This window comes from Streptomyces sp. NPDC046900 (assembly GCF_040644975.1).
In the GTDB taxonomy this organism is placed as follows: domain Bacteria; phylum Actinomycetota; class Actinomycetes; order Streptomycetales; family Streptomycetaceae; genus Streptomyces.
The window spans coordinates 57,897-82,598 of the sequence record NZ_JBEYXD010000037.1 but is presented as its reverse complement, the minus strand read 5'-3'; the positions used below and the strand labels follow the sequence as shown (position 1 = coordinate 82,598).

Sequence of the window (24,702 nt, the reverse complement as noted above, 5' to 3'; positions counted from 1 at the left end):
TCCATCGCCGTTGTCGCCCTTGGTCGACCTCGCACGGCCCAGCGAGCCCGGCGCTGAGCGGGCCAAAGCTCGCCCGGTGAATCACCCAGCGATGAACACCCGGCCCAGCCGCTCGTTCGTCTGCCCGGGCAGGCTCGGGACGGGTGTGCCTCACTCAGTCCACCCCAGGGCGGCACGCGCATGCCTGGTAGGTAATAGATCCGCCGGCCCGCCTCCCTTGCGTCAGATCGAGCTGTGCCTGGTCCGGCGCTCGCCGAGCATCGTCTCGAACGTGAGATGCACGAGACCCAGATGGTGCCCGCGAAGTGGTGTAGTTGGTCGTTCTGGGAACGTGCGGGTCACGGCGAGGGCGTCGCGCTGCGGGTGCCGATAAATCATCCGCCCAGTTCACAGCCTTGATCACCAGTCTCCGGCCGTGCCCGCTGATCGCGTCAGAGCCTCGGCCAATGCCGGGCATCGACGGCCGGCCCGGTATAGGGAGGCCAGCCACCTCTCCCCCACGAAGCCCACCAACCTCACGGAACTGGCCATCGCCAGTGTGCAGACACCTCCACCGCAGGGGCGGCGCAGCCGACGCACAGGATCCACGTCGCCGCAGCCCCACGCCGCAACGCGAAAACCCCACCCCCGCGGCAGGGGACGGGGGTTCGCAAACGAGCGCCGGGCCAGCCTTGCACCGGCATCTCCCCGCAGGAAGCGGAACATCTTTTCCCGGACCACCAACGCACAACCGGCCACCAGAAGTTGCGGCGGCCTGCTCAAGATCAGTCCTAGCCCATGCCCACCCGTGAGCCCGCCACTCGGGCCGAGCCGGGCAGTGCGCAGCGTCACCGTGTCCATGCACACACCCCGCCGCAGGGAAACTGAGGCCCATTTGCGCAGGCTTCCACCCCCGACCACAAGCCCGACCACGGCAGGTCACAGTACCGCGCAGCCCGCCGGGCCGGACTACGCAGCTCCCGGGCGCCTGCGCATCGCGTGCGCAACCGGGCCACGCCCTGCCGAGGCTGCACACGCACGGTCAGCGATGACGCATCGCGGCCACGGGCGCCCTCCGCGACCCGGGGCGCTGACCAGGCATGGCCACACCTGTGGTCGGGCCGGCATGGCGACGGTCAGGGGGTGTCTCCGCACCAGTCGAACCGGCGCCGGTCCACCGCTCTCGGGGAATACAGGGCGTGGCCGCCCGACCCGTACCGGCCTATCTCCGTATGAAGGGCGACGTCTTCGGCTCGAGCGTGGTCGGGCCAGTCCGTGACGTCCAGGAGCAGACCATCCAGCGGGCCGGCCACCAGCTCCACGTAGGTGCGCCCCTGCCGCGGTCCGGCATCGTCGTGGTCGGCCCCGTCGACACGGCCGCGCAGGAACTCCAGCTCATCCATGACGGACAGCGTCCGCCACCGACAGCCTGCGTGACCCACTCGTAAGACGGCCGCTGAACCGGGCTGACGGCGACCACATCGTCGCTGCACACCTCAGCCACCGTCGTCTGCTGCGGGCCCAAGCCCTCAGCCAGAGCCCGCACCACCACGTCGCGGTCACTCACTCAGTCTCACTGGAGCGCTCACACACAAGATCGTCGCGCCCCGCAACGGCACTCGCGGCCGCACAACCCGGCCCGGCCACAGAGAATCGTTACATCCCGAAGGGTCACAGGGCTGACCTCCTCGCCCCGGGGCGATGCCCCCGTTGGCAGTCGTCTCCGCCTTCGCCCCTATGGGCATCCCTGCGCATCGCGACGGCTTTATCCCTTCCTGAACGTGGCGGGGAAAGGTTGAGACATCGGAACGCGTCAGGGCCGCACCCGAACCTCGGGTGCGGCCCCATGTCCAGGTTCATCCGGGCAATGCGGTCAGTTCCCCGAGGGGATGCGGGCGGCGATCCCCCGCGCCAGCCGCGCCGCCTCGCGGGACATCAGCGCGCCGGCCTGGGCGACTGCCACCAGCAGGCGCAGCAGATCGTGCGCCTGTTCGAGGGAGAGCAGGGTCAGGCGCTTGGTCGTGTGCCCGACCGGCGCGAAGTCGATCTCGTCGAGGTCGAGGTGATCGTGAGCGTCCATGCCTGAGCAACGTGGTCGGCAGCCCCGGCCAGCGCGGGCACCGGTCGAGGCTGAGCGAAGTGTGATCGTGAAGGGCGGTTCGCCTACGCGGCGAAAGGCTCATGAGGCTTCAGCCGAACGATCGTCCTCATGGGCAATAGGTGAGGCCCGGGGTCCTGCTCGCTGTGCGCACCGCCTCCGGTGCGCCGGTGACGTTCTCCAGCGACCTGCCCGCCGGCAGCGCCTTCGTCCGCGTGGTCGGGGGTGTGCCGATGCATATCCGGCTCACCGACACCGAGCTGTACGGCGGCGCGTACGCGGCCGAGCCCCAGAACCTGTACCCGTAGGCGCCAGGCCCGGGGGGCGAGGGCATGCGATGTGAAGGGCGGGAGAAACGACGCAGCACCACCACCTCATGGCGCAAAGCGATCAGCCCGGCATCTCCGGCCTGGTCGGTACGGGAAGCAGCGGAAGCCGGGCGAAGATCCGGGCAGAGCATGCGCAGTGCCATGCCCGCCGAACGCACCAGGTCCGCCGACCCTCGCAAAGTTCCAGTCCAGTGCCTATACGGGAGTTTCGGCATCTCCCAGGGGCTGGCGTAACCGCAGAGCCTGCGGTGGGTGGATAGGGGGTGGCCCGGTGGCCACGGCAGCGGCGGTTGCGCCTGCCGGCAGGGCCCCGTGCGCAGTATCGCAACGCCTGGCCTGCACACAGGCCACTGTTCTTCAGCCGTTCAAGCTTCTGGTCTGCCGCGTATGTGGGCTGACGGAGTGTCGGCTCCCGTTCGGTTCGGCCGTGGGCAGAGCATGGTGGTCACCACCCCGCGGCCGGCCACGCGAGGCACCGGGGGATGCAGGTCGCGAGTAGGCAACGGCAGCATCCGAGGAGGCGAATGGTGTGAGCACTGACCGGGTCGACGCCGCGGCGGAACGGCTGATGCGTACGGCGCAGTACTTCTTCCCCGGAACCCAGTCACCCGACCGGCGGATGCTGTACCGCGAGGGCGGCCGGGCGGCGGAGGAGTTCTACCGGGAGCGGTGGCGCCACGATCGGGAAGTGCGCTCCACGCACGGCGTGAACTGCACCGGGTCGTGCTCCTGGCGGGTGTTCGTCAAGGACGGTCTGATCACCTGGGAGACGCAGGCGACCGACTACCCCTCGGTCGGCCCGGACTCCCCGGAGTACGAGCCGCGAGGCTGCCCGCGCGGCGCGTCGTTTTCCTGGTACACCTACTCGCCCACCCGCATCCGCTACCCGTACGTGCGCGGCCCGCTGCTTGAGCTGTGGCGGCAGGCGAAGGCGCGGCACGCGGATCCGGTCGAGGCGTGGGAGTGGCTGACCGCAGACCCGAAGCGGTGCGCCGCCTACAAGCGGGCCCGCGGCAAGGGCGGCTTCGTACGCTGCGGCTGGCGCGAGGTCACCGAGTTGGTGGCGGCGGCGCAGGTGCACACCGTGAAACGGTACGGCCCCGACCGCATCGTGGGGTTCTCCCCGATTCCGGCGATGTCCATGGCGTCCTACGCGGCCGGGACGCGGTATCTGTCGATGATCGGCGGCACGATCTCTTCCTTCTACGACTGGTACGCCGACCTGCCGATGGCCTCGCCGCAGGTGTTCGGCGACCAGACGGACGTACCGGAGTCCGGTGACTGGTGGAACGCCGGCTACCTGATCGTGTGGGGCACCAACCTGCCCATCACCCGCACCCCGGACGCCCACTTCATGACCGAGGCCCGCTACCGCGGGCAGAAGGTCGTGGTGGTCTCCCCGGACTACGGCGACCACACCAAATTCGCCGACGACTGGCTCGCGGCGACCCCGGGCACGGACGGCGCGCTGGCGATGGCCATGGGGCACGTCATCCTGACCGAGTTCTACCGCGACCGGCAGGTGCCGTACTTCACCCAGTACGCCAAAACCTACACCGACCTCCCGTTCCTGGTGCGGCTGCGCAAGCGCGGAGACGCGTTTGTGCCGGACAAGTTCCTCACCGCCGCCGACCTGCCCGGCCGGGATGGCAAGGAGGAGGCGGCCGAGTTCAAGACGGTGCTGCTGCACGCCCGTACGGGAGAACCAGTGGTGCCGAACGGGTCGCTGGGCTTTCGCTGGACGTCCCAGGACGGTGGCCCCCGGTGGAACCTGAACCTGGAGAGTACGGATCCGCTGCTGTCCCTGCACGGCCGGCCAGACAGTGAGGCGGTGGCCGTCGACCTGCCGCGCTTCGACGCAGGGCCCAGCGAGTCCGGCGGAGTGCTGGGGCGCGGGGTGCCGACGCTGCGGGTCGGCGGACACCTGGTCACCACCGTCTTCGACCTGGTGCTCGCCCAGTACGGCGTGGCCCGCCAGGGCCTGCCCGGAAAGTGGCCGGCCGGGTACGACGACGCGGACACCCCGTACACCCCGGCCTGGCAGGAGGCGATCACCTCCGTGCCGGCCAAGGCGGCCGCCCGCGTTGCCAGAGAGTTCGCCCGCAACGCCGAACGCACCGGCGGCCGTTCGATGATCGCGATGGGAGCGGGGACCAACCACTGGTTCCACTCCGACCAGATCTACCGGGCGTTCCTGTCGCTGGTGATGCTCACCGGCAGCCAGGGAGTGAACGGCGGCGGCTGGGCGCACTACGTGGGCCAGGAGAAGGTGCGCCCGCTGACCGGCTGGTTCCATCTCGCGTTCGGCCTGGACTGGCAGCGGCCCACCCGGCACATGGTGGGCACCCCGCTGTTCTGGCTGGCCACCGACCAGTGGCGCTACGAGGCGTTCCCCGCCGACACGCTGACCAGCCCGCTCGGGCAGGGCCGGTTGGCGGGACGTAGCCTGCCGGACTGCAACGCGCTGGCCGCACGGCTGGGCTGGATGCCCTCCCACCCCGCTTTCAACCGCAACCCCCTCGACGTGTGCGACGAGGCCGAACGGGCCGGTAAGGAGGTACCGGAGTATGTCGTAGAGGAGTTGAAGGCCGGCCGGCTGCGGTTCGCCGCCGAGGACCCCGACGATCCGGCCAACTTCCCCCGCGTGCTGCTCATCTGGCGGGCGAATCTTTTCGCCTCGTCCATGAAGGGCCACGAGTACATGCTGCGGCACCTGCTCGGTACCGACGACGCGGTGACCGCCGCCGAGACCCCGCTGGAGCTGCGCCCCAAGGACGTCACCTGGCGCGAGCGGGCCCCGGTCGGCAAGCTCGACCTGTCGGTGGCCGTCGACTTCCGCATGACCAGCACCTGCCTGTTCTCCGACGTGGTGCTGCCGGCTGCAACTTGGTACGAGAAATACGACCTGTCCTCCACCGACATGCACCCCTTCGTGCACGCCTTCAACCCGGCCATCGCACCGCCCTGGCAGACCCGCACCGACTTCGACATCTTCCACACCGTCGCGGCCGAGTTCTCCCGCCTGGCCGCCACCCATCTCGGCATGCGACGGGACGTGATCGCCGCCCCGCTCGCCCACGACACGGCAGACGAAATGGCGCAGCCACACGGGCGGGTACGCGACTGGAAGGCCGGCGAGTGCGAGCCGGTACCGGGCCAGACGATGCCGAAATTGATCGTGGTCGAGCGCGACTACACGGCAGTGGCCGAGAAGATGGCCGCCATCGGCCCGCTGCTGGACCGTCTGGGCACCACCACCAAGGGCCTGACCTGGAAGCCCGACGAGGAGATCGACTACCTGCGCCGCCGCAACGGCACCGTGCGCGGCGGCATCGCCACTGGGCGTCCCTCGATCGCCCGAGACGACCAGTTCTGCGAGGCGATCCTCACCCTGTCCGGCACCACCAACGGCCGTTTGGCCGTGCAGTCGCTGCGCGCGCTGGAGGAGCGCACCGGCGTGGACCTGGCCGACCTGGCCGAGGAACGCTCCGGCGACCGCATTACCTTCGAGGACACCCGGACCCAGCCCCGCGCGGTGATCACCTCGGCGGAGTGGTCCGGCACCGAGTCCGACGGCCGCCGCTACTCCCCGTTCACCGTCAACGTCGAACGCCTCAAACCCTGGCACACCCTCACCGGTCGCCAGCACTTCTTCCTCGACCACGACTGGATGGCCGAGTTCGGCGAACAACTGCCCGTCTACCGGCCGCCGCTGAACATGATGGCCCGCTTCGGCGACCCGACCCGCTCACCGGACGGCCACCCGGAACTCGTGGTGCGCTACCTGACCCCGCATTCGAAGTGGTCCATCCACTCCGAGTACCAGGAGAACCTGCACATGCTCACCCTCTTCCGCGGCGGCCCGGTGATCTGGATGAGCCCGAAGGACGCTGAGAAGATCGGGGTGGCCGACAACGACTGGATCGAGGCGTACAACCGCAACGGGGTAGTGGCCTGCCGGGCGGTGGTCACCCACCGAATGCCCGAGGGCACGGTGTACATGTACCACACCATGGACCGGCACCTGAACGTGCCGAAGACGGAGACCTCCGGGCTGCACGGCGGCGGTGACAACTCCCTGACGAGGCTGCTGATCAAGCCGACTCATCTGATCGGCGGCTACGCACAGTTCTCCTACGGCTTCAACTACATCGGCCCCACGGGCAACCAACGGGACGAGGTCACGGTCGTCCGGCGGCGCAGCCAGGAGGTGCAGTTCTGATGCGCGTGATGGCTCAGGTCGCCATGGTGATGAACCTCGACAAGTGCATCGGCTGCCACACCTGCTCGGTCACCTGCAAGCAGACCTGGACGAACCGGCCGGGATCGGAGTACGTCTGGTTCAACAACGTCGAGACCAAGCCCGGCGCCGGATACCCGCGCCGCTACGAGGACCAGGAGAAGTGGAAGGGCGGCTGGACCCTGAACCGCCAGGGCAAGCTGAAGCTGAAGGCCGGCGGCCGGGTCCGCAAGCTGCTCAGCATCTTCTACAACCCCGATCTGCCCTCACTCGACGACTTCTACGAACCGTGGACATACGACTACCAGAGCCTGACCACCGCGCCGCTGTCCGACAGCTTCACCAGCGCCCGCCCCAAGTCCCAGCTCACCGGACGGGACATGCGTCCGGTGCACGGACCGAACTGGGACGACGACCTCGCCGGAGCCGCCGAGTACGCAGACGCCGACCCGAACCTCAAGGGACTGTCGGAGCGGGTGCGGATGGAGTTCGAGCACGCGTTCATGTTCTACCTGCCACGGATCTGCGAGCACTGCCTCAACCCCTCCTGCGTCGCGTCCTGCCCGTCCGGGGCGATGTACAAGCGGGAGGAGGACGGCATCGTCCTGGTCGACCAGGACCGCTGCCGCGGCTGGCGGTTCTGCGTGTCGGGGTGCCCGTACAAGAAGGTCTACTTCAACCACCGCACCGGCAAGGCCGAGAAGTGCACCTTCTGCTACCCGCGCATCGAGGCCGGGCAGCCCACCATCTGCTCCGAGACCTGCGTGGGTCGGCTGCGCCACCTCGGCGTCATGCTGTACGACGCCGACGCCGTCCTGAAGGCCGCCTCGGTCAAGGACGACAAGGACTTGTACGAGGCCCAGCTGTCGGTCTTCCTCGACCCCAACGACCCCGAGGTGCAGGCGGCGGCAGAACGTGACGGCATCGCCCACGACTGGGTCCAGGCCGCCCGGCGTTCCCCTGTGTACGCGCTGATCAAGAAACATCGGGTGGCGCTGCCGTTGCACCCGGAGTACCGCACGATGCCCATGGTCTGGTACGTGCCGCCGCTGTCCCCGGTCACGGACGCGGTGCATGCCACCGGCTACCACGACGACGACCCCGACCGGGTGTTCGCCGCCATCGACGCCCTGCGCATCCCCATGGAGTACCTGGCCAACCTCTTCACCGCCGGGGAGACCACCGTGGTGGAGGGCGTGCTGCGCAAACTGACCGCGATGCGCGCCCACATGCGCTCCCAGCAGCTCGGCGACCCGCCCGACCAGGACCTGCTCTCCCAGGTCGACAGCAGCGCCGACGACATCGAGGACCTGTACCGGTTGCTGGCCATCGCCAAGTACGACGACCGCTACGTCATCCCCCGGGTGCACGCCGAGGGCTCCGGCGCCCTGATGGCCCAGCACTGCTCCCTGGACTACCCCGGTGGGGTGGCCGATCTCGCCGCCCACGAGGAGGATCAGTTGGCCGCCGCTCCGCCACCCCTGCCGGGCCTGGCCCCATCGAGCGGCGGCAGCCAGTTCCGCGACGGCGACGGGAAGGTGCGCTTCAACCTCCTCGGCTGGAACGGCACCGGCCCCGCTCCCGGCCTCTTCGGCGACGGGGGCAACCGGTGATCCGCCGCCGCGCCCGCCGTCCGGCGGCCGATACGCCATTGGTGCACCGCATGGCCTCTATCCTCCTGCGCTACCCGGACGAGACGATGCTCGCCTGCCTGGACGACATCACCGCGGTCCTGCCCGCCGTCGACGATCCGGCTGACCGCGCCCGGTTCGCCACCGCCCGCGACCACCTGTGGCGCCTGGCCCCCACCGAGGCCGCCCAGCAGTATGTGGACACCTTCGACCACACCCGCCGCCGCAGCCTGCACCTGACGTACTACCGGCACGGCGACACCCGCGCCCGCGGCATGGCCCTGCTCGCCCTCAAACACACCTACCGACAGGCCGGCCATGAACCGCCCGAGGCGGAGCTGCCCGACTTCCTGCCGCTGGTCCTGGAGTTCGCCGCCCTCGCCGCCGAGCCCGGCCACCGCATCCTGCTGCAGTGTCGGCCAGGACTCGAACTCCTCCGGCAGGCGCTCCACGAGCACTCCACCCCGTACGCCGGCGTGCTCGACACGCTCTGTGGCCGGCTGCCCGAACCGGCCCGCCATGAGCGCGACGCCTGGCGCCGGCCGGCCATCGAAGGGCCCCCGGGTGAACAGGTCGGGCTGGAGCCCTTCGGCCCACCGGAGCAGACCGGACTGGAGCCGTTCGCCCCGCACGGACACCCGACAGCATCCGCATATCCGACGCCAGAAGCGTTCCTGAGCGCAAAGGAGGGCCGGTGAGTTCCTGGGACCTGTGGTGGTGGGTCATCCTGCCCTACCTCGCCCTTGTCACCTTCGTCGTCGGCCACGTCTGGCGCTGGCGCTATGACCAGTTCGGCTGGACCAGCCGCTCCACCCAGCTGCAGGAGCGCCGCTTGCTGAAATGGGGCGGGCCGCTCTTCCACTACGGCACCTTCGCCGCCATCGCCGGCCACGTCATGGGCATCCTCATCCCCGAGTCCTTCACCCGGTGGCTCGGCATCCCCGAGGACACCTATCGCTGGTTCTCCTCCATCGGCGGTACCGTCGCGGCGCTCGCCGTCTTCTTCGGCGTGGTGATCCTCGCCTTCCGCCGCACCACCGTGCCCAAGGTCCGTGCCACCACCAGCCCCGTCGACTGGGTGGCCCTCATCCTGCTCGCTATCGTCATCGTGCTCGGCATCATCCCGACCATGGGCGTCAACCTCCTCGGTGCCGGCTACGACTACCGCCAGAGCGTGGCACTGTGGTTCCGCGGCCTGTTCGCCGGCAACCCCGACGTCGACGCGATCTCGCACGCCCCGCTGATCTACCAGGTCCATGCCACCGCCGCCTGGGCCATCCTCGCCGTGTGGCCCTTCACCCGGCTCATCCACGCCTGGAGCGTCCCGCTGTGGTACCTGTGGCGTCCTTTCGTCCTCTACCGCTCCCGCACCGCGGCCCACCCCACAGAGCCCGGCACCAGTGGACGCCGCTGGCGCCGCATCGGCGTCCGCTACTGACAAGAGAAACGGCACACCCATCCCCATGCAAAAGCTCTCCCTCGACGCCCGCGTCCGCGAACACCTGGAACGGGCCGCCGCATCCTCCACCGGCCGCAGCGCCGAAACCGTCTACGGCGGCCACGAACACACCCTGCGTCAGACACTCATCGCCCTGCGCGCCGGCACCACCCTGGCCGAACACGAAAACCCCGGCGAGGCCACCGTCCTCGTCCTGCGCGGCCGGGTGCGGCTGCACAGCGGCGACGAGGCATGGGAAGGCATGGCCGGAGACCTGCTCCTCGTACCACTCGCCCGCCACAGCCTGGAGGCCCTCGAAGACGCCGCCGCCCTGCTGACCGTCGCCAAGACCGCCTGACCTCGGCGTCTCCTGGTGGACCGGCTCCGGGAACCGGGCCCGCCTCCGGATCGGTTGCCGAAGGTGAGCGGAGGCGTCGGCTACGGCCCGGGCCAGCGGGTCAAGCTCTCCGGTGAAGGCCGAGGTTGGAGTGCGCTGGCCGCTGCGTGACCTTGCCCGTTCCGCGCGGCCAGCCCTCCCTGTACTGCCTGTAGAGGCCCGGCCAGGCGGATTACCGTGCCAGCAGGCTGATCCCCAGCACGGTCAGGGCGATGACCTTGGCGATCTCGAAGGCCACGTAGTACACGTGCCCGTGGGAGCGGGGCAGGTCCTCCCCGGCGAGAACCCGGTCCGACCTGCGGTTCAACCGAGGGCGGACCACCCCCAACTGCACGGCGAGCAGCACCGCCGTGACGACGGTGAGCACCACGACGCCCGCCGGAGAGCCGCCGACGGCCACCGCCGCGACGACGACGGCTGCCAGGACGGACTCGACGAGGTTCAGTGCCCGGAAGACCATGCGGCCGATGCCCAGTCCGATGGAGATGGTCACCCCGGGGGCGCGAAACTTCAGCGGCGCTTCCAGGAAGGAGATCGCCAGGACCATTCCGAGCCAGAGGAAGGTGACCGCGCCCGCGGTCACGGCCGACGTGGTGTTCATCGATGCGTTGCCTCTCTGCCGTGCCCAAGGACGACTGTCGGATGTGTCGGATCAAGCCGGCGGCCAGGACGCGAGCCGGCCCGCGAACTCCGGTGGCGAGGCCACGACCATCAGCGAGGCCGGCTGGTCACCGGGGTTGGCCAGGCTGACGCGCTCCCCGATGGCGATGTGGGCGGCGGCCGTACCTGCCGTCAGCGTCCGGGTCTGGCCGTTGTGGTGCAGTTCGACGGATCCGGCCAGTGGAATGAGCACGATCTGCGAGGCGCCGTGGTCGTGTTCGGGCATGGTGGCACCCGCGGGCAGTTCCACGTGGAGGACGGCAACCTGGTCGGAGGTTTCCGCAGTGGTGAGCCGGGCCGCGGTCGGGCCGCCTGGCACGGGTGCGCGGCGGCGGGGGGACGTGGCGATCTCGGCGATGTGCATGACGTTCCTTCCTCGGATACGGGTAATGCGGCGTGGGGGAATCAGACCGGGCTGGGCGGTCACGGGCGCTTCGGCAAGTCAGGCTGGTGCCGGGCTCCGCGAACGGCCCAGCGCCCGTGATGGCTTCCGGCGCCCTCACTCCCCCTGCGGCGGAAGGGCAGCGATGAGCAGGTGGTCACGCTCGATCAGTCCCAGCTTGGCCGCACCGCCGGGCGACCCGAGCGCGTCGAAGAACTCCACGTTCGCCCGGGTGTACTCCCGCCACTCGGCCGGTACGTCCTCCTCGTAGAAGATCGCCTCGACCGGGCAGACCGGCTCGCACGCCCCGCAGTCCACGCACTCGTCCGGGTGGATGTAAAGCGACCGCTGTCCCTCGTAGATTCAGTCCACCGGGCATTCCTCGACGCACGCCTTGTCCTTCACATCGACGCACGGCTGCGCGATCACGTAGGTCATCGGCGCACCTCCTCCCCTCGGTAGAGGTTTTTCAGCACCAAGTTTCTACGAATAATAACTGTAATAATTAATGTATCTGTTCGGGGCGTGACAGGAGAAGGGCCAGAGGCATGCCGCTGACGTCCGGGGTGTTCATCCAGGCCACCGATACCGACCCGGCCATCCAGGCGCGGGCTGTGATCCGCACCGGCCAGCAGCGGCTGCTCGCCGACCTGCGGCCGAAGGCCACACTGCTGACCGACCTGGAACTGGGCACCGATGCCCGCGAGGCCGCCCTGTCGACCCTGACCGAATTCTGCACCGGCCCGGTACGCCGCCACCTGAACGCCACCGACCAGGCCCTGTACGCCCCCGCTGCAGACTCTCCGGAAACCCGCCTGCTCATCCGGGGCCCTGCGTACTGCCGCGACCGCACTGGACCAGGAGATCGACACTCTCACCCGCACCGATGACGCGCACCGCGCGAAGGCCATCGCCCAGAGCATTGAGGCGCACCTGACCACCTACGTGGCGGTGGAGCAGGCCGCGCTCCTGCCCGCCCTCGCCGCCCTGTTCGACGGTGAACTCACCACCCTGACCGCAGACTTCAGGGCCCTCCTCGACGGCGGTCGCCTCGACCGGCCCGCCGTCCTGGACGTGACCGGCATCCCCCACTGCCGGCGTCACCCTCATGTTTTCGCCCGCTGGGCACGCCTCATCCCCGGTGAAGCCTTCACCCTCGTCAACGACCGCGACCCCGAACCCCTGCGCCATGAGTTCGAAGCCTTGGGACGCTCCTCGGCAACACGGACGTCTTCAGAATTTTTACGAAGTAACATGTAATAATTGTGGCGGTATTCGCAGTACCCCAGCCGGACGAAAGAGGATCACGCATGCCACCTGCTGCAGAGGTGTTCATCCAGGCAACCGACACTGACCCGGATGTCCAGGCCCAGCGCGTCGTCGAGGAAACCCACCGGCAACTGCTGGAACGGCTGGCCGCGCTCACCGAGCCCCACGAGGAACTCACCACCGCGTCCACCGAACAACTCCGCCGCCTCCTGACGGCCACCGAGCAAACGCTGTACGCCGCCGCGTCCGGCGCCGCCGAAACACGGCTGCTGATCCGGGCACTGCGCACCGCGGCCAGCACGATCGGCCGGCACGCCGACTCCCTGACCATAGCAACGGACGGCTCTGAACGCGCCGGAGCAGCCCGCACCCTCGCGGGCATGCTCAGCGTCCATCTCGGCATGGAGCGCGCCGTGCTGCTGCCCGCCCTGCGGGCGCTGCCGGGAGTCGACCTGTCCGCGCTCGTCGGCGACTTCACCACGGTCCTGGCAGGCGGCCGACTGGAAGATCCGGCGGTCGTCGACGTCCGCGGGATCCCGCACGGCCAACGCCACCCGCGCATCTTCACCCGCTTCGCCCGCCTCGCGGACAGGGAGTCCTTCGTCCTGGTCAACAACCACGACCCCAAGCCGCTGCGCCATGAATTCGAGGCCACCCACCTCGGCCGCTTCACCTGGGAGTACGTCGAGTCGGGGCCCGAGCAGTGGCAGATCCGCATCACCCGGGTCGACGGCGATGCCTGAGGCGCGGACCGGCCGGCAGCCGGAGGAGGCGACCGTGGCACGCATGCTGTGCGACGTCCAGGCCCTCACCGGCAGACTCCCCGAGCCCGCCGGTGTCCTGTGGAAACTGGCCGAATCCGGCCGCCAGCTCGATGCCAACCTGATCCGGCTGCCCGCCGGGGAACACATCGGCACCCACTCCGAGCCCGACCTGGACGTCCTGGTCCTCATCGTCACTGGCGACGGCGTAATGAACACCCCCGAAGGAGAACTGCCCCTGACCGAAGGAGCACTCCTGTGGCTGCCACACGGCTCGACACGCAGCCTCACCGCAGGGCCTGGCGGCCTGGTCTACCTGACGGTGCACCGCCGCCGCCCCGGCATGCAGATCCGTCGCCGCTCCGATCTGACCGTTCCTGAGGACTGAGCATGGGTTGCACAGGCTCAGTCGGACGCTCCGGACGGTGTTGGGCGTCCTGGTCTCCCGCGTTCGCGCCGCGTCTGGTCCCAGTGGATCGTGTCCGTGGTCCGGGGATGCGGGGGCGGGTTTCCTCACGGCCTGGGGTGCCGTGTCCGGCCTGGGCGGTCCGATGCCCCACATGATCGCTCTGGTCGTGTGGGGGCGGTGTTGTCCGTCGCCGGATGCGGTGCCCGAGGGCGCGCCTGCCGATCGCGATGCTCGCGGCATCGTGACGGGTGGTCTTGCGGTTCTTGCCGGTGAGGGGCTTGTGCCAGTGCTGGGCGCCCCATCTGCTGGTGTAGGCGGGGTCGACGGCGATGATGGGGATGCCGAGTTCGGCCGCCATGCTGACGAGCCGGGCCCGCAGCTTGGACACGGGCATGCCGGAGATCACCTGCCTGAACCGCTTCTGGCGGCCGTGTTTCTCCCGGGTTTTCTCCGCGGTGAAGTCGAGGTCTTCGATCACGATCGACAGGCCGTGGCGTTGGGCCCAGTGCAGGAGCCGGATCAGTGCGTGCCGTACCTGGGCGTCACGGTGCATCGCGGTGCCGGACAGGTCGTAGACGAACCGGCGCGGTTGGCCGACCGGATTGCCGTGGGCATCGAGCCGCCAGGCGGCCAGATGGTCGGCGTTGGTATCGACACTGATGAGGCCGCGGGTGCGGGCGTGGGACAGGGGACGGTTTTGACTGGTGGGATGGTCCAGGAGGCGGTGAGGTACCAGCGGGAGCGGTCTGTGTCGTAGTGGATGCGGTAGGCCACGGCCCGGTTCGTGGTGATGCGGTCGGCCCACTCCTCGCGCCGGTGGTGGAAGAAGGCAGCGCCGGTGAGCGTATACCGGCCGTGCGGGGCGTTGGCCAGGTGAGCGAGCGGCGCCGGCAGCTTCAGTGACACCTCGCCCTCAGGCGTGACGCGGATGGTCTCATTGCCGTACCGCTTGCCCGATTCCCCGTCAGCCTGGAGGAACCAGCGTGATGCTTCCCAGCGTTGCCGCCACTGGGCCTGCGTGAGCTGGGCGGCCTTGAGGTGGTGCCTGTTGCGCGCGAGCCGCTTCCCGCCGCGCACCACCCGGACCCGGCCCACGGCGTGGTCGGCCTGCTCGGCACTGAGCCGGTCTTCAAGGGCCTGCAGGCGCCGGGTCTTGGCGAACCACTCCCGTGCGCTGCGGTAGCCGCCCGGCGCTCGCCTGCTTCCCTTCTCTCCGATCGGCAGGGACGGGCGGTGCGCGATCGTCCGCACGCCCGCCTGAAGGCTTTGAATGTGCGCGAGTTGGGCACGCCGCGCAAGCGCCCACTGATCATGCGTGGCCTTGGTGATGCTCCCGGCCCAGCGCGACGAAGACTCCCCCGTCAGGGCTCGCTTGCGCCCCGCCCACGTATCAGTGGAGTGCTCCAAGCCATCAGCGCACCGGCGTTTGAGGTCCTTCGAGGCCAGCGAGCCCAGATGCGCGCCCACCAGACGCAACACCTCCTCGTCCGCGGCGCTCAGGTGGCCCAGACGGGTCCGGATCGCCACGCCCGACGGGCCGACGGCCACGAAGCGATCGTGCGCAGCGACCCCTCATACATGGATGTACTCCCTCCCCAACGCTTGATCAGCAACAGGAAGAACGGTACGGGCGGGCACTGACAGTGCCCGCCACGCGACGTGTGCGCGCTGCAACACCACGAACCAGTACATGCTCGTGCACACTCACGCGCGCTCCTGCACATCTGAAAATGAACAGTTCCCAACCCCGCTGACGGCACAGCCTCACAGCCCATGACACCAGCACGGCACACGGGAGAGTGAGCGATGCACCTCACCGACCAGGCGATCGAGGAACTCCAGGAACGCCGGGGCAAGGAAACCATGAGCATGGCCCGGCTCGCCGACCGGCTGCAGTACTTCGTCGACCTGAACCCGCAGTTCGAGATCCCCATCGACCGGCCCTCAACCTGGCTTGCCCGGCTCGACGACCCCGACGACGAATGACGGCTAACGAATGACGAAGCCAGTAACGGGACGCGGGAGACAATTTTTCACTCGTTTCTACAACGCACAGTGGGTAAAATTGGTGAAATGAGTGAGCAGACGTTGCATGATCCAGCCGGCCCTCCCGCCGTGGGCGAGAGCCGGGCCCATGTACTCGACGTACTGCGCGCCACGCCCGAAGCAGTGGGCGTACGGGAGATCGCCGAGCATACGGGCCTGCACTCCAACACGGCCCGGTTCCACCTCGACACGCTGGTCAAGAAGGGGCTCGCCGAGCGCAGTACCGAGGGACGCGGCCGGCCTGGCCGGCCCCGCACCGTCTACCGCGCCGCCGCCTCCCCCGTACCGGCAGGCCGCCGCAGCTACCAGCTGCTCGCCCAGATGCTCACCGGCCTCGTCACCGAAGCACTGCCGCAACCCGCGCAGGCCGCCGTCAACGCCGGAGAGGCATGGGGCCACTACCTCGCCGACACCCCCTCTCCCGCCCAGCGCATCGACACCGACGACGCCATCCGGCGGCTGACCCAAGTGCTCACGGACGTCGGCTTCGCCCCCGGCCCCGCCGAGAACCGGCCAGACCCGGTCATCCCACTGCGCCACTGCCCGTTTAGGGAAGTCGCCGAAGGGCACCGCGACGTGGTGTGCTCCCTGCACCTGGGCCTCATGCGAGGCGCCCTGAAAGAAGTACGCGCCCCCCTGGGCGTCGAGCGGCTGGAGCCCTTCGTCGAGCCCTCGCTCTGCTTGGCCCACCTCACACCCACGGAACAGCACGGGGCAGACCGCACCGCCTGAGCACGCACGACGACGCTGACGACCTACCTCCGTCACCTCGCCATCTTCCCGGCACCGGCCCACTCCCAGGCCCTGGCCGCCCGCGTACACGTGGTCGCCACGCCCCCAGGGCTGCGGCACCGGAGCTACGCCCGCGCCGTGGTCTCCGCACTGCTCGACCACCTCGCCGACGTCGAGGACGTCACGCCTGTCGGCCGCCGGGTTGCTCAACTACGGGACCGAGCGGTGGCACTGGTCGTGCAGCGCCCCCTACTGGGCGCTGCAGACGAAGCAGCCGGCTGCCCTGTATAGGCCCGTCGAACTGCCGGATAGCGCACCACCCCCGTGTCTTTCACGAACGAGGAGGGCTGGCCCATCCTGCGCCGCGAATTCGCCACCGCCGTACGTACCCACACGCCCACCGCACTCGACGCTCAGCGCGGCCTGTATCTGCAAACCCTCATTGAACGAGCCACACAGCAGTGAGCTGACCCGAGCCCAGACACGACGAGCCCCGCCCTTCCACGGGAGGACGAGGACCGCTCATTCTCACCACGTGAGGCCGCCGAGGGTGACCCGCTGCCCCTTCTGCAAGGACAGGTACGCCAGGCCCAGCAGTTGGATGAGCAAGTCATAGTGATCCTGCGGCAGAGTGCGCCGCGCACGTCCGGCACCCAGGCGGTGTCGAGCACCCTCCTCGGCGTGCTCTCACGGCCTTGCCGACCAGCCTTCCTCGGCGTCAGCGGCGGCGGAGACGACGACATCGCCTTGATCGTCGTCCGCCTGTGAGGCCCCAACTCGCCGCACCGCCGCTTTATCTCCGGCCGCTCTGGAAGATCAAAGCGAAGGGCCTGTACCGCGTCCTCATGCCGCAGCAGAGCGTGGCACGGGCCCTGCAGAGCCTAGTGCTGCATCCGCTGGTGGGTGGGATGCCGGTGGCGGAGGGGTGGCGCAGCCTCAGGCTGTTCGCGGAGCGAGTGCTCCCGGCGCTGAAGAATCGAGCAAGGCGATGAGGGTACGGCCGACCCGCTGGAGTTCCTCGTCGTGGTCGACGCTCTGGAACCTGCCGCCACGCCGGGGCAGGGCCAGTTGCTCGCGGAGCAGAGGCAGGGACGGTGCCGCAAGAGGGCCCATGCGGTCCAGACAGGCCACGACGTGGTTGGCCGTCGCGGAGTTCTGGGCCATCGCCTGCAGCAGGGCGTCCAGGACGGCCGGTGCCTCGGCCTCGCCGCCGATCTCCCAAAGCGCGGCCGCACAGTGCACCCGAACCCATTCGTAGCCGTGCGTCAGGAGGTCCCGCAGGCGCGTCAGTGCGACGGAGGCGGGCGGGCCTATCTCGCCGAGCAGATCAGCCGCGTCGCTGATCCGGAACGTGATGTGGTCGTCGAGGAGGCCGAGCAGGAGCGGCATGACCTCGGCCAGGTCACTGCCGACGGACCACAGTGCGGCAACGGCGGCAGGGCGTACGTGCGCGTCGGTGGCGGTGGTCAGCGACCGGATCGTGTCCCGTGCGCCGGTCGCCGCCGGGCCGAACGCCCCCAGCGCCTTCAGGGCCGATCGCGTGACGCGGTCCTGCTCATGGCACACCGCGGCGTCGAGCGTGTCCACAACCGCAGGAACCGCAGCCGGGTCGCCCAGCGCGGCCAGGGCGGAGAGGATCGCGTTGGCGCTCATCTCGGTCCACTGCTGGGAGAGGTCGATCCGGCGCAAGTGGTCGCAGAGCAGGGGCACCAACTGGTCCGCTGCCTGTGGCAGATGACCTGCGACCTGGATCGCACGCCAGGCGTCGACGTCGCTGTCCAGCGCGGCCAGCAGACTCGGCAGCGCGCGTGCGTCACCGAGGCGCGCCAAGGCCCGGACGGCCTCCTGGTGGCTTCTGCGCAGCCGCGCCTGCGGTGCGGCCCATACGTTGGGGCCGTGCGCCGCGCGTTGGGCGTCGATGTGCGCGGCGAGTGCCTCCCGGGCCGGGGCGGCGATCGGGTGGCACGCCTCCAGGACAGCCGCAGCCTCGGCGGCGACCTCCTGGTCGGCCGTGGTGAGCTGGTCGGTGACCAGCAGGAGGAGCCGGGTGTGGTCCCCGCGCCAGGCCCGCATCAGCTCCCCGCTCATACGGACCGCGTCCAGGCGCGAGCCGGGGTCGGGGCTGCTCAGCTGCTCGGCCAGCACCGCGGTGCGCTCGGGCACCCGGGCCCCCAGGGCTTCGTGAAGCGTACGCAGCAGGGCCGTGGTCGGTGCGTACACGCGCGTGTGCCGGTCGAGATCCTCGAAGGCAGAGACGATCTGGGGCACAACTCCCTCCGTGGGTGCCGCCGGGCGGCTCGGGACGGGTGCGATCCGTCGCACGGGTATGGCGCGGTCGGTCTCGCGCAGCAGGCCGACGGCGGCCGGCACGATGTCCTCGCCGATCTCATCCGGGGCGCAGCGGGCCCGCTGGACCAGAGCCGCGAGCCGGGTCGCCGGGCCCTGGGCAGGGTCGGAGGCGAGCCCGGCGAGCCAGTTCATCACCTGTTGCGAGGCCGCCGGCAGGCGCAGTGCCAGGGTGGCCGCCGCCTCCACGATCCGCAGCCGCGCCGCGATGCCGCGCTCGGCGGCCAGCCGCTCGCGCAACACCGCAGCGGCCCGGTCGGCGTCGTCGAGGAAGAGCCCGAGCCCGGGGATCGCGGCCAGGCGCACGTCCGGGTCGGGGTCGCGGGCGAGGTTAGCGAACTCCACACCCCGCTCGCGCAGGAAGGCGACGGCCTGCGCGCAGCCCATCGGTGGGTAGTACTCGATCTCGGTGCCGTCGTCCTCAAAGCCCCGGTCGAGGGACTCCCGGCCGATGCTGACCAACAGCGCGACGACGGCGGCCCGGTCGGGCGTCGCGCCGTCGACAGCCAGCTCAAACAGGAAGGGCAGGCTGGCTGCCGTGGGCGGGTACACGCTGCCCTGGTGGTGGACCGCGCCGTAGAAGCGGTCGAGGGCCTTGTGGCGTTCCTCGGCGTCCGGGGAACGCAGCGCCGTCAGCAGCACCGGTACCTCCTCAGCCGAGCCGTACGCGTGCTCCAACGAGGCCCAGTCGATGTCATGAAGTCCGTCGAACATGATCAGAACCATGCCAGGCGGCACTGACAACAGTGGCGTCCCGGGACGGAGCCGTACGACACCATCGGCACGGGACAACGGGACCGGGCGGACTGCGCTGGAGGGACGTACGGACGGCAACCACCGCGAGCATGGGCTACTCAACGCCGCTCCCAGACCCAAGAGTTCTCAGAGGGCGGTTCGTGAGTTCATGCCCGTTTCGGACATGGCGAAGCACTTCAGTTGGCGAGTGAGCGCGTCGGGGCAGTAGCTTGACTGGAGGAGGCTGGCTGTGGGGCCTCGTGACACGCCCGGCAAAGGTGCGTCACGATGATCACTATGACCGACGGAATTACATGGCTTGCTGCTCCCCAGTCGATCGCCTTCGGTGGCTACAGCGTGGTGCTCGCTCGAGGGTTGGACGCCGAAGAGCTGGTGTCTCGGCTGACCGCGACAGTGTTCGGGCCGACGCGCACGGGCGTAGTCTGGCCCACCTCACCAGCAAGGACCTGATCGATGTCATGGAGGACGGCCCCTGGGACCCCTACCCCGCGATAGGTCTGCGTTATGGAGAGATCGGCGAATGGGTCTTCGTGGTCAAGTACGGTGAATGGCAGGCTGAGTTCGGTCCGCAGCCACCTGTTTCTCGGGGTGGTGCACACGTCTTCCAGCTGGAATTCGAAGAGGAGAACGGCAAGCCGGTACCGCCTCAGTTCTCCTACCTCCATGACGGTCGTCTCATGTGTGCCTTCAATCTCCACCTGGACCGTTCATGGGGATATGACGGCGTGAACGGTGACCGCGAGGTGGCGGTACGCGTCGAGGAGATGCTGGCTGCTGCCGGCCTACCAGAAGCCAACGTGCCTCGCCGCGAAGTGCACCGCACCGCACTAGAGATCATCGAACGATACTTCGGCCTTTCCCTGCCACGCAGGCAAGTCCTGGAGGCCGCGCTTCCCGCTGTGGTCCTGGAGATCGCGTAGCCGGCGAATCCCTCCAACTGAATCGGCTACTGAGATTTTCGGTTCGGGGTGACGTCATGGCGGGGCCGGGATGATTCCGGTCTCGGCGATGAATCCGTCGAGTAGACCGGGCTGGTACTGCATCCGTTTCAGGCGGGAGCGGGCCAGTGCGGCAAGCTCGTCGAGGCTGCACGGGGCCAGGTCAGGGCCTCGGCATAGTCGCCGGACGTCCTGTTCATGACGATCTATCAGGTATGTCCTGGGGACATGACAGGCACGGCTTCCAAGATCATGGAGTTCTCGACGCCCCGTGATCCGAGTGGAAGACCGTGCCTGCCGACGCATCATCGCCGATCCCGCCTGCTCTTGACCAGCTTCGCCGGAAGCCCGCGCCCCGGCCTGAGGAGATCCCGGGCCTGCTGGAACAGCTCGCGGAAGTGCCAGACCCGCGTGATTCGCGCGGTGTGCGCCACGCCCTGGCCGTGGTGCTCGCACTGATCGCGTGCGCGGTTCTGGCCGGGGCGACCTCGCTTCTGGCGGTCGGCGAGTGGATTGACGACGCCCCGGCCCACGTGTTCGACGTCCGCCCCGATCCGGAAGAGGCGGACCCGGCGGACGACTGACCCGACCTCGTCATGGTGCGCTCCGTAGCCGAGGCAGCCGGATGGGCCGAGCCCCTGCAGAGGGCGGTCCGCAGGGCGCTGCGCACCGTCCGTCCCGGCCGGCAGCGACGTGGCCCGTCGGTCTATCACCCGTGGATGCCGGCAGCGCTGGTCCTCGGCGGCTGGCTGATGGCCAGGGCAGGCGCACTCGTCCCAGCGGGCTGGGCCGCCAGGTCCCACACCGCCGCGGCGCTGCGCACGGAGTAGGGCCTCGGCGCCCCAGGCCGGGCCGGGGGGCCTATGACGCGGCAGGTCAGGGGTGACGGCACCCCGAGCCGAAAACCTCAGTAGCCGCCCGCTTTGACCTTGCGCTTCCCGGAGGCGAACGGCTTAGCCGCTTTCGCACGTCACTCTTGCGACGGACAGGCAAACCGCTCGTACGAGGGATCTCGGCGGGTTCGGCGGATGGCACGCTGTGACCAGCGAGAACCGTTGAGGGGAAAGTAATGATCCACCGTTTGGCAATCCGACTGCTCGGTACGGCCACCGCCGCCACGACCGCTGTCGTGCTGCTGTCCGCATGCTCCGCGCTGGCCCCTAACCAGCACCGCGAGGTCAGCTACGGCGTGAGTGCACCGGTGCACAAGCCGGTCATTGAGGGCCACACAGGGGACGTACAGGTGACCGGCGGTGGTTCGACGGTCAGCGTCACCGAGAGGCAAGACTACAAGAGTGCCCCACCGCACACCACACACACCGCCGCCGACGGTACTCTGACCCTGACCTACAACTGTCTTGACTGCGGCGTCGACTACGACGTACGAGTCCCGACCGGTACGATGGTCTACGTTACCGAGGACACCGGTGCCGTGTCGCTCACCGGCATAGGCGGCCCGGTGACGGCCAACACCGACACCGGTACCATCACCGGCACGCAACTCACGGCCGAGCAGGCCCGATTGACCACGCACACCGGCGGTGTCCGGGCGACATTCAGCCGCACCCCGTCCGTCGTCCACGCCACCAGTCAGACCGGCAGTGTCAACATCGCCGTCCCGCGCGGCACGCGGTACGCGGTCCAGGCCGGCGCTCGGACAGGCAAGGTCAATGTCAGTGTCGATCGGGCTGACGACAGCCCGCACGCCATCACCGCGAAGACCGGGACTGGCAACGTTACGGTCGAGGCGGCGTGAGATCGCTTTTCAATGTGAAGCGATGGAGGCGGCGACTGCCCGCTCTTCCCCCGGACGCTGTGGACACTGCCCGCGCGCTACTTACAGTGGTGGACCGATCACGAAAACGACGAAGCCCTGGTGGCAGGGTGGCCATCAGGGCTCTGCGCGATCGGCGCGGAATGATCAGTTGAGTCCGAGGGCGGCCGGTGGCCGGGTCATGTCCCGCCCGTGATGGCGCAGGCCCTCCGCGATGTTGGCCCACCCGGCCAGGCGGAGCGCGCCGATGGCCAGATTCCGCAGGGAGGCCATCGCCCGCGGCGCGCCGCCGGTCCGCACCCGCGAGGCGTCCTCCGTGAACGTCACATCCCTGACGTGGTGCTCACGATTCTCGATAGCCCGATGCCCGCGGACGCGTTCCGCCAGGTCAGCAGCGTTCGCCTGATGCGCTGTCAGATTCGTGATCGCGTAGACGCGCTCGATCGACACCTTCCCGGTGCGCAGGGTGCGCCGTCGGCGGACGATCTGCAGTGCCTGGTCGGCGTGCGGGAATGGCAGTCCTGGCATGGTGGCGGCCTTGAGCCGGCGGATCTCGTCACGGCCGTGAGTGGTGGCCCGGGTGCGGTCCAGTAGCGGAACCTCCTTCCACGGTAGGTCCTTCACCAGTGCGTGCAGGCTCGGATGGTTGCCCTTGAACACGGCGATGTAGTGCGCTCCTTTCTCCTCGACCAGGAACTTCGCGTGGTCGGTCTGGGTCAGCAGCGCGTCGAAGGTCACCACCGCGCCGGTCAGGTCCAGCGGGTCCAGCAGTGGCCGGAAAGCGGTGATCTCGTTGCTCTTGGCGTCGACTTCACGCTGGGCCAGCACGATGCCGTCGTCCCGCAGAGCGGAGATCAGATGGACGCAGCGGCCGTCGGCGCGAATCGCTCCGCGCAGGGACTTGCCGTCCACCGCAACCGCTGCCCGCATCCGGCGGGTCGGCGGGTGTCTGTCCTGGTCGCCGGCGCGGGAGGCGGCGGCACGAGCGGTGAGCCAGCCGCCGATTGCCGTGTCGAACGCGTCGCCGCCGATGCGCTGCAGCACCCGGCGCACGGTCGCCTCGCTGGGCGCCCGGCAGGGCCGGTCCGGGTCACGCAGAGCGGCCCCGCAGCAGAACAGCAGCCGGTCAGAGGCATCGGTAGCCCATCGGCGATCGCGGTGAGGGACTTCGCTCCGGCCAGGACCGCGCAGGCGGCGACCGCCAGGACATACGGCAGCGGGTGACGGCGGCCCCGGCGGCGGCGCGCGTCGGGCAGGCGAGACAGCCGGGCCAGAAGGTCGGGCAGTTCCTCGGGGCAGGCCGGATCGCAGCCCGCGAGTTGGCCCAGCCCGACGGGGATGAGTGACGATGGCGCAGCAGGCACGGTCTTCCGGTGTGGTGATCAGCGAACTCGACACTCCATGATCACCGGAAGCCGTGCCTGAACGCGTATCCGTCGCCCATCACGAACCGCCCACCACCGCCGACTTGAGGCATCGGGCCCATACCTGGGACTCCGAGTCCAACCGCGAGAACGACGGAGCCCTGGGGGCCAGGTTGCCCAGGCTGTTCTTCAGATGTGCCCACACGCCTTCGGCGGGGTTGAGGTCGGGCGTGCAGGCGGGGAAACGGAAGACGGTGAGCCAGCTCCGGGCCTCGATCAGCTCACGCATCGCGGCGTCGACGTGATGGGTGTAGTTGTCCCACACCAGTACGACGGGCCCGCCAAGCCGCTGGTGAGCCGCGTCCAGCAACGCGGCGAAGTCCTTCTCCCGGAACCCCTTCCGCTCGCCCTTGCGGCCGTGATGCACCAGCATCCGGAAGATGAGCTGGGTTGGCCGGCCCGGCCTGCGGCACACCACACCTGCCAGTGAGATACGTCCCGAGCCTCCGCCCCGGACGGTGACCCGGGGCGTGTGGCCACACCGGGACCAGGTCCGTGCTTTCGGCGGCCGCAGCACCTGGCCCGACTCGTCGGCGAAGCACAGCCATGCGTCCTGGTCCCTCACCGTCTTTCCACGCGGGGCCAGGTCTCCCTGATCCAGGTGGCCACCACGTCCTCGTCACGCTCGGCGGCCCGGCGCTGCGGGACCTGCACGGTGAAGCCCATCTGGTGCAGGATGCGCCAGGTCTGCGCCGGGCTGAACCGGACGTGGAAGCGCCGCGCGATCACTGTGGCCACCCGGGCCAGCGTCCAGCGTTGATCGTCCACCCGGCCGTGCGCGGCCGGCCCCTTCTCCAGCTCGGTGGCCAGCCAGGCCCGCCAGTTGGGCGTCATCCGCGACGGCCGCCCCAACGCCCCCTTGGACCGAAGGGCCTGCACGCCGCCCTCCCGCCAGCGAGCGTGCCAGGCATACGCGGACTTCCGGGAGACCCGTAATCGCCGCGCGACCCGCGGCGGCGTCACACCTTGCGCGAACAACTCGGCGGCCTCGAACCGCACTTGCTCCCGTTGAGCCCGCTGCTTCGCGGTCAGACCGCCCCCATCGGGATATCGCATGACACCGGGATACACCCACCAGCGAGATCACCGTCAC

At 69.3% G+C, this 24,702-nt stretch carries 27 protein-coding genes and 4 pseudogenes; 20 read left to right on the top strand and 11 right to left on the bottom strand.

The genetic code is table 11. The features are described 5' to 3' along the window. Window positions 1-1,115 precede the first annotated feature (1,115 nt). Window positions 1,116-1,382 (bottom strand): hypothetical protein, encoded by a 267-nt coding sequence (locus ABZ904_RS29655; RefSeq protein WP_361826621.1) that lies wholly within the window; start codon window positions 1,380-1,382, stop codon window positions 1,116-1,118. A gap of 470 nt (window positions 1,383-1,852) precedes the next feature. Then, on the bottom strand, window positions 1,853-2,059 hold the full coding sequence (locus tag ABZ904_RS29650; RefSeq protein ID WP_361001989.1) for a DUF6417 family protein: 207 nt from the start codon (window positions 2,057-2,059) through the stop codon (window positions 1,853-1,855). Between the two features lie 140 nt (window positions 2,060-2,199). Between ABZ904_RS29650 and ABZ904_RS29645 the strand changes: the two genes are divergently transcribed. The 6 genes from ABZ904_RS29645 (at window position 2,200) to ABZ904_RS29620 (ending at window position 10,073) form a co-directional block, all read left to right on the top strand. Then, a complete protein-coding gene (locus ABZ904_RS29645) occupies window positions 2,200-2,385 on the top strand; it encodes a hypothetical protein (protein WP_361001986.1) in 186 nt (61 codons plus the stop codon). A 589-nt stretch (window positions 2,386-2,974) separates the two neighbouring features. Continuing rightward, window positions 2,975-6,628: a nitrate reductase subunit alpha gene (locus tag ABZ904_RS29640; RefSeq protein WP_361002031.1), complete on the top strand. Its 3,654-nt coding sequence runs from the start codon at window positions 2,975-2,977 to the stop codon at window positions 6,626-6,628. Beyond that, complete coding sequence (narH, locus tag ABZ904_RS29635; protein ID WP_359410363.1) at window positions 6,628-8,259, top strand: nitrate reductase subunit beta; 1,632 nt, start codon at window positions 6,628-6,630, stop codon at window positions 8,257-8,259. The genes ABZ904_RS29640 and narH overlap by 1 nt, the downstream gene beginning before the upstream one ends. A gap of 50 nt (window positions 8,260-8,309) precedes the next feature. Beyond that, a complete protein-coding gene (narJ, locus tag ABZ904_RS29630) occupies window positions 8,310-8,975 on the top strand; it encodes a nitrate reductase molybdenum cofactor assembly chaperone (RefSeq protein WP_361001982.1) in 666 nt (221 codons plus the stop codon). Continuing rightward, window positions 8,972-9,715 (top strand): respiratory nitrate reductase subunit gamma, encoded by a 744-nt coding sequence (gene narI / locus ABZ904_RS29625; RefSeq protein WP_361001979.1) that lies wholly within the window; start codon window positions 8,972-8,974, stop codon window positions 9,713-9,715. Before narJ ends, narI begins: the two co-directional genes overlap by 4 nt. A gap of 25 nt (window positions 9,716-9,740) precedes the next feature. Then, window positions 9,741-10,073 (top strand): cupin domain-containing protein, encoded by a 333-nt coding sequence (locus ABZ904_RS29620; protein WP_359410360.1) that lies wholly within the window; start codon window positions 9,741-9,743, stop codon window positions 10,071-10,073. A gap of 211 nt (window positions 10,074-10,284) precedes the next feature. On the opposite strand, the gene ABZ904_RS29615 is transcribed toward ABZ904_RS29620, so the two are convergent. From ABZ904_RS29615 to fdxA, 3 genes and pseudogenes are all read right to left on the bottom strand, one after another. Beyond that, window positions 10,285-10,713, bottom strand: a complete 429-nt coding sequence (locus ABZ904_RS29615) for a hypothetical protein (RefSeq protein WP_359410359.1) — start codon at window positions 10,711-10,713, stop codon at window positions 10,285-10,287. 51 nt (window positions 10,714-10,764) lie between these two features. After that, window positions 10,765-11,136: a cupin domain-containing protein gene (locus ABZ904_RS29610; protein ID WP_359410358.1), complete on the bottom strand. Its 372-nt coding sequence runs from the start codon at window positions 11,134-11,136 to the stop codon at window positions 10,765-10,767. 135 nt (window positions 11,137-11,271) lie between these two features. After that, window positions 11,272-11,592, bottom strand: a pseudogene (gene fdxA, locus ABZ904_RS29605) (ferredoxin). A gap of 110 nt (window positions 11,593-11,702) precedes the next feature. On the opposite strand from fdxA, the gene ABZ904_RS29600 reads away from it, so the two are divergent. From ABZ904_RS29600 to ABZ904_RS29585, 4 genes are all read left to right on the top strand, one after another. Further along, on the top strand, window positions 11,703-12,044 hold the full coding sequence (locus ABZ904_RS29600; RefSeq protein WP_359410357.1) for a hypothetical protein: 342 nt from the start codon (window positions 11,703-11,705) through the stop codon (window positions 12,042-12,044). Between the two features lie 61 nt (window positions 12,045-12,105). Further along, window positions 12,106-12,414 (top strand): DUF2249 domain-containing protein, encoded by a 309-nt coding sequence (locus tag ABZ904_RS29595; protein WP_361826614.1) that lies wholly within the window; start codon window positions 12,106-12,108, stop codon window positions 12,412-12,414. A 50-nt stretch (window positions 12,415-12,464) separates the two neighbouring features. Continuing rightward, on the top strand, window positions 12,465-13,166 hold the full coding sequence (locus tag ABZ904_RS29590; RefSeq protein ID WP_361001972.1) for a DUF2249 domain-containing protein: 702 nt from the start codon (window positions 12,465-12,467) through the stop codon (window positions 13,164-13,166). Continuing rightward, the gene (locus tag ABZ904_RS29585; protein ID WP_359410354.1) at window positions 13,159-13,572 is read left to right on the top strand and encodes a hypothetical protein; all 414 of its coding nucleotides are present in this window, start codon (window positions 13,159-13,161) and stop codon (window positions 13,570-13,572) included. Before ABZ904_RS29590 ends, ABZ904_RS29585 begins: the two co-directional genes overlap by 8 nt. A gap of 30 nt (window positions 13,573-13,602) precedes the next feature. Here ABZ904_RS29585 and ABZ904_RS29580 read toward each other — a convergent pair. Then, window positions 13,603-15,141 (bottom strand): annotated as a pseudogene (locus ABZ904_RS29580) (IS200/IS605 family accessory protein TnpB-related protein); the annotation flags it as partial. 258 nt (window positions 15,142-15,399) lie between these two features. Here ABZ904_RS29580 and ABZ904_RS29575 point away from each other — a divergent pair. The 6 genes and pseudogenes from ABZ904_RS29575 to ABZ904_RS29550 form a co-directional block, all read left to right on the top strand. Beyond that, window positions 15,400-15,579, top strand: a complete 180-nt coding sequence (locus tag ABZ904_RS29575) for a DUF6104 family protein (RefSeq protein WP_361005559.1) — start codon at window positions 15,400-15,402, stop codon at window positions 15,577-15,579. An 87-nt stretch (window positions 15,580-15,666) separates the two neighbouring features. Further along, window positions 15,667-16,371, top strand: a complete 705-nt coding sequence (locus ABZ904_RS29570; protein ID WP_361005556.1) for a helix-turn-helix domain-containing protein — start codon at window positions 15,667-15,669, stop codon at window positions 16,369-16,371. 138 nt (window positions 16,372-16,509) lie between these two features. Beyond that, the gene (locus tag ABZ904_RS29565) at window positions 16,510-16,662 is read left to right on the top strand and encodes a hypothetical protein (RefSeq protein WP_361005553.1); all 153 of its coding nucleotides are present in this window, start codon (window positions 16,510-16,512) and stop codon (window positions 16,660-16,662) included. Window positions 16,663-16,695: 33 nt separating this feature from the next. Continuing rightward, window positions 16,696-16,836, top strand: a complete 141-nt coding sequence (locus tag ABZ904_RS29560) for a hypothetical protein (RefSeq protein WP_361005550.1) — start codon at window positions 16,696-16,698, stop codon at window positions 16,834-16,836. A 132-nt stretch (window positions 16,837-16,968) separates the two neighbouring features. Beyond that, the gene (locus ABZ904_RS29555) at window positions 16,969-17,139 is read left to right on the top strand and encodes a hypothetical protein (RefSeq protein WP_361005547.1); all 171 of its coding nucleotides are present in this window, start codon (window positions 16,969-16,971) and stop codon (window positions 17,137-17,139) included. Between the two features lie 44 nt (window positions 17,140-17,183). Further along, window positions 17,184-17,363 (top strand): annotated as a pseudogene (locus ABZ904_RS29550) (LLM class flavin-dependent oxidoreductase); the annotation flags it as partial. Here the strand turns inward: ABZ904_RS29550 and ABZ904_RS29545 are convergent. Beyond that, window positions 17,308-19,431, bottom strand: coding sequence for a HEAT repeat domain-containing protein (locus ABZ904_RS29545; RefSeq protein WP_361826608.1), 2,124 nt, complete (start codon window positions 19,429-19,431; stop codon window positions 17,308-17,310). The pseudogene ABZ904_RS29550 and the gene ABZ904_RS29545 overlap by 56 nt on opposite strands. Window positions 19,432-19,931: 500 nt before the next feature. Between ABZ904_RS29545 and ABZ904_RS29540 the strand changes: the two genes are divergently transcribed. The 4 genes from ABZ904_RS29540 to ABZ904_RS29525 all read left to right on the top strand — a co-directional run bounded on the left by ABZ904_RS29540 (window position 19,932) and on the right by ABZ904_RS29525 (window position 22,167). After that, window positions 19,932-20,393, top strand: a complete 462-nt coding sequence (locus ABZ904_RS29540) for a hypothetical protein (RefSeq protein ID WP_361005537.1) — start codon at window positions 19,932-19,934, stop codon at window positions 20,391-20,393. Between the two features lie 308 nt (window positions 20,394-20,701). Next, window positions 20,702-20,995 (top strand): transposase family protein, encoded by a 294-nt coding sequence (locus tag ABZ904_RS29535; RefSeq protein ID WP_361005534.1) that lies wholly within the window; start codon window positions 20,702-20,704, stop codon window positions 20,993-20,995. 12 nt (window positions 20,996-21,007) lie between these two features. Then, on the top strand, window positions 21,008-21,241 hold the full coding sequence (locus tag ABZ904_RS29530; RefSeq protein ID WP_359411530.1) for a hypothetical protein: 234 nt from the start codon (window positions 21,008-21,010) through the stop codon (window positions 21,239-21,241). A 251-nt stretch (window positions 21,242-21,492) separates the two neighbouring features. Further along, a complete protein-coding gene (locus ABZ904_RS29525; RefSeq protein ID WP_361826603.1) occupies window positions 21,493-22,167 on the top strand; it encodes a DUF4097 family beta strand repeat-containing protein in 675 nt (224 codons plus the stop codon). A gap of 165 nt (window positions 22,168-22,332) precedes the next feature. Here ABZ904_RS29525 and ABZ904_RS29520 read toward each other — a convergent pair whose 3' ends face one another. From ABZ904_RS29520 to ABZ904_RS29505, 4 genes and pseudogenes are all read right to left on the bottom strand, one after another. Continuing rightward, entirely contained in the window at window positions 22,333-23,229 is an 897-nt protein-coding gene (locus ABZ904_RS29520; RefSeq protein ID WP_361005527.1) for an ISAs1 family transposase, read from the bottom strand. Between the two features lie 161 nt (window positions 23,230-23,390). Continuing rightward, window positions 23,391-23,549 (bottom strand): annotated as a pseudogene (locus ABZ904_RS29515) (ISAs1 family transposase); the annotation flags it as partial. 79 nt (window positions 23,550-23,628) lie between these two features. Beyond that, on the bottom strand, window positions 23,629-24,174 hold the full coding sequence (locus ABZ904_RS29510; protein WP_361826599.1) for a transposase: 546 nt from the start codon (window positions 24,172-24,174) through the stop codon (window positions 23,629-23,631). After that, window positions 24,171-24,665 (bottom strand): winged helix-turn-helix domain-containing protein, encoded by a 495-nt coding sequence (locus ABZ904_RS29505; protein WP_361826596.1) that lies wholly within the window; start codon window positions 24,663-24,665, stop codon window positions 24,171-24,173. The genes ABZ904_RS29510 and ABZ904_RS29505 overlap by 4 nt, the downstream gene beginning before the upstream one ends. Between the last annotated feature and the right edge of the window lie 37 nt (window positions 24,666-24,702).

Coding starts and splice junctions, on each gene's coding strand:
- ABZ904_RS29655 (WP_361826621.1), bottom strand. CDS start 1,382: ATGGATGAGCTGGAGTTCCTGCGCGGCCGTGTCGACGGGGCCGACCAC.
- ABZ904_RS29650 (WP_361001989.1), bottom strand. CDS start 2,059: ATGGACGCTCACGATCACCTCGACCTCGACGAGATCGACTTCGCGCCG.
- ABZ904_RS29640 (WP_361002031.1), top strand. CDS start 2,975: ATGCGTACGGCGCAGTACTTCTTCCCCGGAACCCAGTCACCCGACCGG.
- narH (WP_359410363.1), top strand. CDS start 6,628: ATGCGCGTGATGGCTCAGGTCGCCATGGTGATGAACCTCGACAAGTGC.
- narJ (WP_361001982.1), top strand. CDS start 8,310: ATGGCCTCTATCCTCCTGCGCTACCCGGACGAGACGATGCTCGCCTGC.
- ABZ904_RS29620 (WP_359410360.1), top strand. CDS start 9,741: ATGCAAAAGCTCTCCCTCGACGCCCGCGTCCGCGAACACCTGGAACGG.
- ABZ904_RS29615 (WP_359410359.1), bottom strand. CDS start 10,713: ATGAACACCACGTCGGCCGTGACCGCGGGCGCGGTCACCTTCCTCTGG.
- ABZ904_RS29610 (WP_359410358.1), bottom strand. CDS start 11,136: ATGCACATCGCCGAGATCGCCACGTCCCCCCGCCGCCGCGCACCCGTG.
- ABZ904_RS29600 (WP_359410357.1), top strand. CDS start 11,703: ATGCCGCTGACGTCCGGGGTGTTCATCCAGGCCACCGATACCGACCCG.
- ABZ904_RS29590 (WP_361001972.1), top strand. CDS start 12,465: ATGCCACCTGCTGCAGAGGTGTTCATCCAGGCAACCGACACTGACCCG.
- ABZ904_RS29585 (WP_359410354.1), top strand. CDS start 13,159: ATGCCTGAGGCGCGGACCGGCCGGCAGCCGGAGGAGGCGACCGTGGCA.
- ABZ904_RS29575 (WP_361005559.1), top strand. CDS start 15,400: ATGCACCTCACCGACCAGGCGATCGAGGAACTCCAGGAACGCCGGGGC.
- ABZ904_RS29570 (WP_361005556.1), top strand. CDS start 15,667: ATGAGTGAGCAGACGTTGCATGATCCAGCCGGCCCTCCCGCCGTGGGC.
- ABZ904_RS29545 (WP_361826608.1), bottom strand. CDS start 19,431: ATGTTCGACGGACTTCATGACATCGACTGGGCCTCGTTGGAGCACGCG.
- ABZ904_RS29540 (WP_361005537.1), top strand. CDS start 19,932: ATGGAGGACGGCCCCTGGGACCCCTACCCCGCGATAGGTCTGCGTTAT.
- ABZ904_RS29530 (WP_359411530.1), top strand. CDS start 21,008: ATGGTGCGCTCCGTAGCCGAGGCAGCCGGATGGGCCGAGCCCCTGCAG.
- ABZ904_RS29505 (WP_361826596.1), bottom strand. CDS start 24,665: ATGCGATATCCCGATGGGGGCGGTCTGACCGCGAAGCAGCGGGCTCAA.